Raw genomic sequence first — 12,834 nt, 5'->3', positions numbered from 1 at the left:
TGACCTGATCTGGCTGAACCATCTGCATTGAATATTCGAACAAAGGCATCATAGTCATTCCATGTCATGGCGTAACCACCATCAGCCAGGGCCGTGGTTACAGGTGCGTATTGTTCGCCTGCGGGGTTAACATTGACAGTGAATTCATCTCCTCTGGCAGAGCCGTCGGCATTGAATGCGCGGGCTGTGATTCCTCCCTGATCTCCGTCAATGATGTAAAAGAGATTATTCCAGGTGGTTACGAAACCGCCATCTTCCAGTGCCGTGACGGAGGGACTCCTCAGAAAATTGGATAACTTGTGATCCAAAACAAAAGGTGACCCTATCGGATTCCCCTGTGGGCTTGAAAAGTGCCCATATACATTATCCCCTGCAGTCCACACTGAAATAACACGGCCATCTGACATCGTCGCATTGGCCACTGCATCGGGACGGTGTCCCCATGCAATTGACAATGCTGTTTCAGTACTTTCCGGGACCATATAGCCTGTCTCATAACTCTCCAGAACTGGAGCCTTGTTGATTTCGATCGCCAGTGTCGAGGTTGAAGCGTCACCATCGCCATCTGTGATCTGATAGGTAAAGTTATCGACACCGTCTCCGGCAACAGCTGCCTTGGCGACATAGTGATAGGAGCCATCGGCATTGAGGGTCAGAAAGCCAAAGGCCGTTTCAAGGGGCTGGCCGATGTTGAGTGCCAAGGGAGTACCAGTGCCAATGGCCACCGCCGTGACGCTGGTGCCACCATCAGCACCGAAAGTGTCGTTGGTGAGAACACCATTCGCCGCGGAAATTGTCAGGCTGCTGCCTTCGTTGGCAATCACATGGTCAATCACCGCAACAGGACCGTCATCGTTGATCGCGACGGTAATAGTCCCTGTTGCGGAGGGACCTCCGCTGCCGTCGACCGTATAGCCAAAAGCACCACTGAGTTGGTCGTTGGAGAAGGTTTGCCCGGCGGCTCCATGCACCATGGCTGCGAGCAGAGTAAAGGTATAGTTCCCGCTGCTGTCGAGCGTCAGATTCCAGCTGCCATTATCAGCTGCCCAGCCCAGTCCGTTTTGTGATGCAGCACCAAGGGCGCCGTTGTAACTGCTGCCAGAAATACTGCCGTTCGCAATGTTCAGGAGGCCAGAAGCATTATCGTTACTATTCGCCGGGTCACTGCCTGATCCCGTGGCCAGGCTGTCCTCGGAAACCACTAGGTTGACGTCAGGAGCTACCGGAGAAGGGATGCTGTCTGTCACATCAATGATCAGGATTGCTGTGCTGCTGTCTCCATCACCGTCTGTGATCTGGTAAGTAAAGCTGTCTTGCCCGTTGGCTGTGATCCCGGTCTTGGCAAGATAACGATAAGAACCATCGGCATGGAGGGTCAGAAAGCCCAGTGATGTTTCGACAGCTTGGCCGATGTTGACGCTTTGCGGTGCCCCGTTGCCTGTGGCCACAGCAGTGACCAAACCACCATCAGCACCGGTCTGGTCATTGGCAAGAACACCATCGACAGCCGGAATCGTGAGTGTGGCGCCTTCATCTACCTGGGCACTGTCATCTGTCGCAATTGCTGCATCATCAGTAATGGTAATGGACAGACTGTCACTGACCTCGTCTCCGTCACTGTCAGTTACCCGTACAGCAAAACTGTCTGCAACAGTCGCCGTGCTGTGGTCGGTCGCCGTCGCAAGTGTATAGCTCCAGTTATAGATCCCGCCATTGAGGCTGATAATTGCAGTGCCGTTTGTTCCGGTGATGCTGCCACCAGTCGTGACATCAATCCAGTTGCCCTGGGCATCCTGGATTTCGAACAGAGCAAGGCTGTCATTGCCTGTTGTTACTGTGAATGTGCCCGAAGCGGTTTCACTGGTACTGGCCGGATTGCTGCCTGTGGGCAGGGCAGATTCATTGACTGATCCACTGGCAGAAGCCAAGGTTGGCACACTGTCCGCATCAATTGTCAAGGTAACACTGGCAAGGGATTTATCTCCGTCACCGTCGGTGATTTCATAGGAGAAGCTGTCAGTGCCTTCGGCACCGGGGGTTGCTATATAGGTGAAGGTCCCATCTGCATTATAGGTCACATTACCTTTGCTTGCAGGCGTGATCAACGCCACGCCGGTTACAAGGTCAACACCATCTGCTCCACTAATGTCGTTGGCCAAAACATCAATGATAAGAGTGCTGTCTTCTGCAATAGCGGCGAGGTTGTCGTCAACGGCTTGTGGACCATCATCGTTTACCTGAATGAGTAAGTTTCCGCTGTCGCTCTGATTGCCAACTCCTGATACGACATATCCAAAGGAAGACTGTAGCTGGTCCTGCCCAAAAGTAGCAGTCGTATCCACATGAGAAAGCGCAGAAGACAATACAAAGCTATAGGCCCCACTCGCATCAAGCGTAAGGGTCCAACTTCCATCATTGGCAGCCCAGTTTAAACCAATTTGCGTTGCAGCACCCAGGGCTCCGTCATAGGAGCTAGAAGTAATGGTACCACTGATAACTGATACCACTCCGGCAACAGAAGATCCAAGAACCGGAGATTCTGTGTCATTACCAGAGCCAGTAGCAAGTGTATCTTCAGTTACTATTCCTTCTGCTGTACCAGCTTGGACATAAGGGTTTCCATCAACATCAAAGAACTCAAAATCATTGGGATGAAGGTCCGTTTTAGTTACACCAACCAAAGTGATTGTGTTGTCAGCATCAATGGTTATGACTGTGTCTGCCCCAACCTGTGTTGTTACTAACATTACATCATCAAAAGATGCAAAGCTGCCGCCGATAAAACGAATGACATCATCCGTTCCAGCCCCGGCAACAAAGTCGCTTACGGTATCATGCCCTGAATTTTGTTCGATTAGGAAAATGTCATGACCAATACCACCGGAGAGAACATCATTACCTACACCTCCTGAGAGTATGTCTTTATCTGATCCACCGTTTAGCGTGTCGTTACCTGCCCCACCTTCAAGCAAATCATCCCCAACACCACCATTAAGAACATCGTCACCATCAAGCCAGAGAGATACAACCTGAGCTTGGCCAAAACCACCGTTAACAAGACCCAATCTGGTAGAAACTAAACCACTGGTATCACTAAACAGCGCATCTTCAATACCGTCATTATTTATATCTTTGTATTCAACAGTTAACCCATCTGCAGAAGCTACTGACAAGGCTTCATCGCTCAACCATTTGACATGCTGAGCCTGCCCATTGGCATCACTGACTTTTACGTTTTGCAGTCCAATACCTGCATAAGAGATCGAAACCTCTGTATAAAGTGGTATTTCTGGAGCTAGAGAAGAAGTCGTTATCAAACTACCATTTTTATAAAAGTTAATCGTACCAGTAACCGTTCGTTCAACAGTTAAAGTATCTCCGCTGGCATAGGTAATATGATTGCCATTAGGCCATAACCATTGACCATTTACATAAAGTTGGAGGCCTGTATCCCGGAAAAGATAAAAGCCAAAATCTACATTTGCTTCTGTATCCGGATCTTGAGAAAATCCAATAATCTTGTGGTCTTGATTAGAAACACCTTCACTTGAAGCAGTAAAGCTCAAGCTTATTGCCCCTGTATAGGCCTGAGCCGACTTTGCATTGCCCCCAGGCCATACAGTTCCTGGCTCATTATATAGCTTGGAAAAATTCGTGGTTGTTCCAAAATCACCTGCTATGACACTGCCAACCTCATAGCTATTTTGTCCATCGGAGATACCGCCGATGAGGTAATCATTTCCCTGACCTCCAATTAGATCATCGTTACCAAATCCACCTGTAATATGATCATCACCCTCACCACCATCAATTGTGTCATCACCTGAACCGCCACGGATAATATCATCACCCGCTCCACCTGATAGTGTTGCTCCTTGAGGCGTTAGCAAGGTATAACCGCTGTCCCCTTGCTGTATGGTACCACCCTGAAGTGTCAAGTCGTTTCCTTGGCCACTGATATCTGATCCAAGGTTGGCTGGATCGGAAAAATCCAGATGGAAACCATTGCTTCCATAGGTACCTTCATAACTTGATGGCACCCAGTTATTGTTTTCATCAAGCTGTCCAAAAACCGAACCCTCTGCTGCTTGCCCATCAACAAGATGTACATCCGCGAGTTCACCATTAATCGGGCTATAAAGAGTACCGTTGCGTTCAAAACCTCCAATACCATGCTTAACGCCAGCCATACCGACTTCTGACTCATGCCCCAAGGGCAAGCTGTTAGTATTCAATGAAAAATCAGTAACCCTAGACCCATTCACAAACATCTGCATGCGATCAGAGACATCAGCGGCCATGGAATCATACACAGCACTTACGTGGACCCACTCGCCGATGGTACCGACAACAGCACTTGATGTAAGTCGATGGTACTGTTCATCACCTGAAATCGTTGTTGGATCTACGGCTACATAAAAGTCCAGACGCCCCTGCCCATCAAAACCAAAGGATGTACGATCGCCTTCCCAATTGCGCTCCAATGTTGGAGCATTTTCCATAACGGAGAGAATTCCCCTTCCATCATAGTTATCCAGCTTAACCCAGGTAGAGAAACTCCATTTAGTACGATCACCACCCTCAGTTGGCGTAATGGTAAAAAGGTCATTACTACCGTCAAGTACAACTGAATTAACAACCACCGGAGCGCCAGAAATATTACCCCCTTCAATAAGATCATCACCAGCACCGCCGTTAATCACAGTGCTATTGGCATCGCCTACAAGAATGTCATTACCAGAAGTACCAGCTGCGAGACTCTCAGCATTATTGTCACCAATCTCAACCGCGATCATTGCCTCCTTAGAGAGCCCGGTACTGTCCGTCACACGCCAGGTAAAGTTGTCCTGACCTGAATATCCTTGCGGGTCATAGCTGTAGGTACCATCAGCATTGATCGTCACCAAGGCGCCGCTTTGCAGGGTAAAGCTGTTGTTGCCGTTATCTGTGGCGTCAATGACTTTAAAGCTCAGCACCTCGGTGCTGTTCTCAACACCAAGATCCACATCAGCAAAGCTCAGCTTGTGAGAAACAGCAGAGCTATCAGAGAGAACGATCCTGGCATCAACAGCCTCCGGACCATTCACTGTTGTCAGGTCAAAGTCACCATCGGCAAAACGCAGCGTTTCAATGCCTGTCACAACATCACGGCCATCAACACCGCCTATGACCGTAAAGCTGCCATCCCCATTGTCCTCAACCAGATAGTCAGAACGAGCGCCAGAGAAAACAGCAACGTCATTGCTATCTGCGATGGCATAGTTTCCGTTACGGTTTCTGAGGACATCATCATTTGCCGAGCCAACAAGCGTGTTGCCGGTTTCATCGCCTTCAATCAATGTAAAGTTTTCAGGTGTGATCTGGTCATTTGGCATGATGTTCCCCCCCGGGATTAGAATGGTTTGTTGATAGATTCAGTAAGATATTGCTGGAATAAAAAAATTTGACGTAAAAGTTGTATAAATAATAATATTAAACGGAAAGAGATTTATAATTTAATTCGTTAATTTATTGTTGATATTTTTTTTGGTGGTGTTGCGCGAGGGCATTTATGGTTTCTAGGAATTCGCATAATCTTAGGGGCAGCAGACATTGAAATTCCTCTACCTCTCTGACGAGCAATAGGAATGATCACAAAGCTTACACATGGAAGATTTTGGTCTGGGTAACTTGCGGTGCTCTGGCAGCCAGTGGATCTGCTCATGCCAGGGCACCACAATTAGCACAGTATACACGGCCATCGGTATATCTAGGCTGACCCGATGGTCAGGAAAATCCTTCTCTCGGACAGAGGCCTAAGCGGAAAAAGGAGTAGATGGCGCGGGCAAAGCTTTCCCAGATGAGACTTATGTCCCACAAAAGACAGAAAAGAGTACAAATCAAAAAAAGGCGAAAATAGGGGAAGGGAGGCAAACAAACCTGTTTGGGACGTATCCGTTTCCCCTATTTTCGCAGTTTCTCGATGCGTTGATTCCTTTGGGAGGTAATTTATGCATCGAGGTTCACAGGGTGTGAATATTCACGTGTATAATTTACTCTGCAGCCTGGCCGAACCCGCCGCCGCCGGGGGTCTCCATGATAAAAATATCCCCTTCGGCAAGGTTTCTCTCGTCATTGCCCCTCAGTTCTTCAAGCGTGCCGCTGTTGCGCAGAACCGCATTGCGTCCACAGGCGCCGGGACTGCCACCTGCGACCCCAAAGGGGGATGTTTCCCGATGAGAGGAGAGAACCGTTACGGTCATGGGTTCGAGAAACTTCAGCTTGCGGATAATACCATCACCACCTTTTTGCAGGCCCTGTCCACCGGAACCTTTGCGGATTGAAAAACCTTTGACCAGTACAGGGAAGCGCCATTCAAGAACTTCCGGGTCGGTCATCCGGGTGTTGGTCATATGACTATGTACAGCAGAAGTACCATCAAAATCAGGACCTGCGCCGGTCCCGCCACAGATGGTTTCATAGTTCTGATAGACATCATTTCCCCAGACAAAATTGTTCATTGTCCCTTGAGAGCCAGCAATAACGCCCAGGGCACCATAGAGGGAATCGGTAATGGACTGGCTGACCTCTGTATTGCCGGCAATCACCGCCGCAGGATAGCGGGGATTGATCATGCTTCCTTCTGGCGCGATAATCCGCAAAGGCTTCATGCAACCCGCGTTAAGCGGGATGTCGTCATCGACCAGAGTGCGGAAAACGTAGAGAACGGCAGCTTTGCAAATGGCGAGGGGGGAGTTGTAATTTCCGGCGTCCTGATCCGATGTTCCCGTGAAGTCAATGACAGCTTCTCTCAGGGTATGATCGATAGAAATATCAACTCTGATTTCGGCACCGCTGTCCATCTGATAGGTGAACCTGCCACTGTTCAGCTTTCCAAGAACCCGACGGACTGATTCCTCTGCATTGTCCTGAACATGCTGCATGTAGGCCTGAACCACATCCTGTCCGAAGTGTTCAACCATTTTACGGACCTCTTGGGCGCCGGTTTCGTTGGCAGCAATCTGGGCCACCAGGTCGGCCATATTCTGGTCTATATTCCGGCAGGGATATGGGCCTGAAGCAAGCAGGGCACAGGTTTCGGCTTCACGCAGTCTTCCTTGATCAACCAGTTTGATGTTGGTGATCAGGATGCCTTCTTCTTCGATATGCTTGCTGTCTGGCGGGGTCGAGCCGGGAGTGCGTCCGCCGATATCGGCGTGATGCCCCCGAGAGCCGACATAGAAAAGAATGTCCTGTCCTGTCTTGTCAAAAACGGGTGTGATCACCGTCACATCAGGTAAATGCGTGCCGCCATTGAAGGGATCATTGAGCATAAAGACATCACCGGGGTTCATTCTTCCCTGGTTGTTGGCGATGATGACCTTCACAGATTCCCCCATGGAGCCGAGATGGACGGGAACGTGTGGAGCGTTGGCGACCAGTTCTCCGTCCGGGCCAAAAAGGGCACAGGAAAAATCAAGGCGCTCTTTTATGTTTACCGAATATGCCGTGTTGGCAAGGGTAACCCCCATCTGCTCGGCAATCGACATAAAGAGATTGTTGAAAACCTCGAGCATTATCGGGTCGGCATCGAGGCCGACTTCCTGCTGTTTATCAAGCTCTGTAATCCGGCTCAGGATCAGGTGGCCAAAATCGTTTACCTCTGCTTGCCAGCCGTCTTCGACGACATTTGTTCCCGTACTCTCTATAATAACGGCGGGGCCGTTGATCTTCTGGCCAGGAGGTAAAAGGTCCCGGCTATAGAGAGGGGTATTTTTCCAGCCCTTGCCCTGGCAATATACCGAGATATCTTTTTGAGGGTGAACCGGCGCCAGAGATCCGGTCAGACTTGCGCTTTCCGATGCTTTTTCCGTCTGGCCGATGGCTTCGACGGAAAGGCTTTCGATCAGCAGGGACCTGTTTTCCGCAACGAAGCCGTATCTTGTGCGATGCTGGTTCTCAAACTGTGCTTTTATTTCGGAAAAAGAACCATAATTTACAATGAGAGACTGATGTGAATCTTCATAGCGGACGTGAACTTTACGCTCGATCAGAAGTTTACTACCCTCGATGTTCTGGTCTATCACTTCCTGACAGACTTCTTTTCCAAGTTCGGAAAAGAGAAGCTCGATGTCTGTCAGGGTGTTCGGGGAGAGCGTTTTTTCAACCTGCCGTTCGCGTATCGCCCTGATATCCGCAAGCCCCATGCCATAGGCTGACAAGACCCCGGCAAAGGGGTGGAGCAAGACTTTTTTCATCCCGAGTGTGTCTGCGACCAGACAGGCGTGTTGACCACCGGCACCGCCAAAACAATTCAGTGTGTAGCCGGTGACATCATAGCCCCGCTGAACCGATATTTTCTTGATGGCATTTGCCATATTTTCCACGGCAATGCGCAAGAAACCCTCTGCAATTTCCTCTGGCGTTAAAAGGGTATCTGCCCGGGACTGGATCTGGATTTCTCCGGCAAGCTCAAGGAACTGCTTGCGAACGATTTCTGGGTCGAGGGGCTGGTCTGCCTTTGGACCAAAAACATGCGGGAAATCGTCCGGCTGGATTTTCCCAAGCAGAACATTGCAATCAGTAACGGTCAAAGGACCACCGCGGCGGTAACAGGCCGGTCCCGGATCTGCCCCGGCACTTTCCGGTCCGACCTGGAAGCGCCCGTTTTCAAAGGAGAGAATAGACCCGCCACCCGCCGCAACGGTATGAATGCTCATCATTGGCGCTCTGAGGCGCACACCGGCAACTTCGGTTTCAAAAGAACGTTCATACTCGCCGTTATAGTGACAGACGTCTGTCGAGGTACCCCCCATGTCAAAGCCGATCAGCTTGTCCAGGTCTGCCATGGCCGCAGTCTGGACCATGCCGACAACCCCACCGGCCGGGCCGGAGAGAATGGCATCGCGACCGTGGAACAGTTTGGCATCTGTCAGGCCACCGTTGGACTGCATGAACATCAGACGTTCGCAGCCGCCTTTTTCGGCGCCGAGTTCATCACTGACCTGTTTCACGTATCGCTTTAGAACCGGAGAAAGATAGGAATCAACCACCGTTGTATCGGCCCGGCTGATCAGCTTCATCAAGGGGCTCGTCTCATGGCTGGTGCTGATCTGGCTATAGCCGATTTCAGTAGCGATCCCGGCAATTCTGGCCTCGTGTACCGGATTGCGATAGCCGTGCATCAAAGCGATCGCCAGGGAGCGGATCCCGCTATCAAATCCGGATTGCAGACTGGCTCTGACTGCAGCTTCATCCAGAGGAGAAAGGATGTTCCCCTGGGCATCCAGCCGTTCGTTTACTTCCTCGACCCTCTCATAGAGCAGGTCTGGTAAAACAATGTTGAGGTCGAACAGTTTTGGACGGTTTTGATAACCTATACGCAGCAGGTCAGCGAAACCCTCTGTGATCAACAGGAGCGTCCTGTCGCCTTTGCGCTCCAGCAGGGCATTGGTGGCAACCGTTGTCCCCATCTTGATACATTCAATAAGGCCAGGAGGGATAGGCACCCCTTTTTCGAGCCCGAGAATGTTCCGGATCCCCTGAACAGCGGCATCGCGGTATTGCTCCGGGTTTTCCGATAAAAGCTTGTGTGTCACCAGGCCACCATCCGGTTGACGAGCGACGATATCAGTAAAGGTGCCGCCACGATCTACCCAAAATTGCCACATGTTCATTCTCCTTGTACTGGCGATATAGCGCGCACGACTCTTGGATCGTGGCGAGACGCTAAAAGTTGTTTTGACGGTTAAGTGTTTTTGCTGATCCCGGACCTTTCAGCCGGGGGATCGAGAAGGATCGTTAATAAAACAGGCTCGGGGCCCAAAGAGCGATTTCCGGGAAGGCGATCAACAGGCCGATCATAACAAACATCGAGATGATAAAGGGAAGAACACCGGCCATGACATCACTCATCGGGCCGCGCCCTCGCACGCCCTGGACAACATAGAGGTTGATCCCGATGGGAGGCGTGATCAGGGCTGTTTCAAGTAAAACCATCAACAGAATTCCAAACCAGACCGGATCATATCCCAGGCCGACGACGATGGGGGTAATCAACGGGGCCGTTGTCAGAAGCATGGACAGAGTTTCCATGAAGCAACCCAGCACGATATAGAATGCGATAATCATCAACATTGTCTGCAAAGGCGACCAGTTGAGATCATTGATGAACGAAGACAGCTGTTCGGTCAGGCCGATAACCGACAAAACGAAGTTAAGGAAAATCGCAGCAAGGATAATCAACATGATCATGGCGGTGGTTCGCATGGTTCCTTCGACGGCTTCACGAACCATGTCGAGGGACAGGGCCTTGTTGAAATAGGCAAGGATGAAGGCGGCAACCACGCCCAGAGAGGCTGCTTCTGTCGGGGTGGCAAAACCGGTGTAGATTGAGCCGACGACAACGACAAAGATAGCGAGCGGGGGGATCAGGCCGGGCAGGGAGCGCACTTTTTCCTTAAAGCTGGAACCGACAGCTTCACCGCCCCACTTCCGAAAAACCAGACAGGCGATGATGACCGACAACATAAACAGCAAGGCGAGCAACAGGCCGGGGATAAAACCTGCCAGATACAGTTCCGGAACAGAGGTGTCTGTCAAAACGCCATAGAGGATGAGGTTGATCGAGGGGGGGATCAGAATGCCCAGGGTGCCTCCGGCAGCAATCGTCCCGAGGAACAGTCGTTCATTGTATCCCCGTTTTTCTACCTGGGAAATGGCGACGGTCCCGATTGTGGCTGCTGTCGCCACACTGGAGCCGGAGGTTGCGGCAAAAAGGGCGCTCGAACCGATGTTGGAGTGCATCAGGCCACCGGGTAACCATCCCAGCCAGTGAGACATGCCATCGTACATTTTCTCGGTAATACCGGATCTGAGAAGTATTTCGCCAAGGAGAATGAACATGGGAATGGCCACGAGCAGAAAATCGGTGCCGTTTTGCCAGAAGATATCTCCGATGGCGCGATAGAGCGGCATGGGGGAGTCAAAGTACTGAAGGGTCAGCCCAAGCCATCCGAGGGCGGCGGCGACGGGTACACTCAATCCAATGAGGGCGATCAGAATAAGAAGGGTTTTTGTTAACATTGGTTTTTTCCTGGTTACTTCTGATCAACAGCTTCATCGTCTATCAGCTCATCTGTAGATTTGATGCCGATGAGAGACTGAACGAGAGCGAGGTCTTTTCTGACAAGGGCCTGAACAGTGGTAATCAGAAGAATAAAACCACTGACCACGCAGGCTAACCAGCCAAAAAACCAGGGAGTTTGCGGATAGGATAAAGGAACTCTGAGCGGGGTAATTGAATGTGAGTCACTCCCGATAGTGTCGCTCAGAAGTAAAAAGGCCATGTAGGACACCACGGCGATAAAACTCACAAGCAGAAGGATACTGATAAAATCCAAAATGACTTTTATGATTCTGGGCATGAAATTATAGAACGCATCTACCCTGATGTGGGCACGCTCATACAGGGCGAAAGACAAAGACAAGCTCGTTGCTATCCCAAAAGCATAGCCTGCAATCTCGTCTGCCCCGCCAAAGCTGAAGTTGAAAAATTTACGCAAGATAACTTCAAGTGTGACGAGCAGGGCGGAGAGGATGATCATGGCACCACCTGTCCAGGCGAGGATCTGACTGCAGCGTTTTGTTTTTTTATTGAGTTTGTCTAGCATCATCTTACTTTCTGCACGGGGATCTACCCATCTTTTCGAAGAGATCGCGCTACCGGATTAGGCAATAGTGATAATTTCAGGCAACGCGACCTAACGAACGAATTGATCGAATGTACTTCGAGTAATTCTACCCGGGGCTATTGCAAACCTACAACGGGTCCGACAGTTTCCTTCCAGTTGTCGATGCACTCTTCACCACAACGTTCCGCCCAACGTGGCAGTACAACGCTGTTCATGATCTCAACCTGCTGTATGAGGTCGGCTTCTGAAGGTTCGACAAGGACCATTGATCCGGCTTCCCCGATGTCACATTTCCCGCCGGTAATACAGGAAATGGCGATTTCATCTTCGGAAGCTGTCTCATCCCACATGGCATCTGTCATTGTGGAGAGCTCTTTGGCCAGTGTGGCCTGGTTGTCAGCACCAAGCTTGTTCCAGGTATCCATATTCATCGCCCCAAATGCCATGCCCCAGCCGACACGAAGCACATAGGCATAGTTGGCAACCTGGTTCCATTTCGCTTTGTATGCAGACATGGTTCCGGTGATGCCGCAGTCAACGACACCCTTTTCAAGTGCGGGGATGACCTCGGCAAAAGGAACCGTGACACTGGTCCCACCCACGCCCTCGACAAAATCACCGAGAGTTGCCGAATAGACCCTGATTTTCTTGTCTTTGAGATCGGCGATGCTTTTTATCTCATCCCGGCACCAGAGCGTCTGGCTCGGGAACGGATACAGCTGAAGCAGCTTGGCATTATAGACACTGGCAAACTCTTTTTCCAAAACCGGAAAATAGGCGTCTGATACCTTGCGTTGTGTTGCAATGTCCTGGGTTAAGGCTGAAAGGTCCAGGCCTTCCAAAGCTGGCGTTTCTGCCGCGACATACCCAGGGAGACCATAAGCGTAATCAAATACACCGAGTTTGATCATGCGCATGATCTCGAAACCTTTCAGGCCCAATTCGGTCTGGGATTTGATTTCGCCGGTTATTTTGCCGTCCGTTATCTGGCCGATATGATCATTCCAGAAAGGCCCTTCATGTTTTTGAAAGTTGGTCAGATTTCCCCAGGTACCTACCGCCTTGATCTCTACAGGCTCTTCTGCACTTAGAGGCGTGGTCAGTAAGGAGGTGCCGAGGGCGACTGCTGCCACCATTAATGTTGTTTTCATCTTCCTATCCT

5 protein-coding genes are annotated in these 12,834 nt (G+C 50.5%); all 5 read right to left on the bottom strand.

Features of this window, described 5'->3' with window-relative positions; genetic code table 11:
- The coding region (locus tag O4H49_RS17490; protein WP_269424736.1) for a beta strand repeat-containing protein at positions 1 to 5,375 on the bottom strand (5,375 nt) is incomplete at its 3' end.
- 657 nt (positions 5,376 to 6,032) lie between these two features.
- On the bottom strand, positions 6,033 to 9,650 hold the full coding sequence (locus O4H49_RS17485) for a hydantoinase B/oxoprolinase family protein (RefSeq protein WP_269424735.1): 3,618 nt from the start codon (positions 9,648 to 9,650) through the stop codon (positions 6,033 to 6,035).
- Between the two features lie 130 nt (positions 9,651 to 9,780).
- Positions 9,781 to 11,064: a TRAP transporter large permease gene (locus tag O4H49_RS17480; protein WP_269424734.1), complete on the bottom strand. Its 1,284-nt coding sequence runs from the start codon at positions 11,062 to 11,064 to the stop codon at positions 9,781 to 9,783.
- A 14-nt stretch (positions 11,065 to 11,078) separates the two neighbouring features.
- Positions 11,079 to 11,654 (bottom strand): TRAP transporter small permease subunit, encoded by a 576-nt coding sequence (locus O4H49_RS17475; RefSeq protein ID WP_269424733.1) that lies wholly within the window; start codon positions 11,652 to 11,654, stop codon positions 11,079 to 11,081.
- 134 nt (positions 11,655 to 11,788) lie between these two features.
- The gene (locus O4H49_RS17470) at positions 11,789 to 12,823 is read right to left on the bottom strand and encodes a TRAP transporter substrate-binding protein (protein WP_269424732.1); all 1,035 of its coding nucleotides are present in this window, start codon (positions 12,821 to 12,823) and stop codon (positions 11,789 to 11,791) included.
- Between the last annotated feature and the right edge of the window lie 11 nt (positions 12,824 to 12,834).

The organism is Kiloniella laminariae, assembly GCF_027214005.1.
Lineage (GTDB): Bacteria > Pseudomonadota > Alphaproteobacteria > Kiloniellales > Kiloniellaceae > Kiloniella > Kiloniella laminariae_A.
The sequence above is the reverse complement of the archived record's forward strand: the minus strand, read 5'-3'. Positions and strand labels throughout refer to the sequence as shown.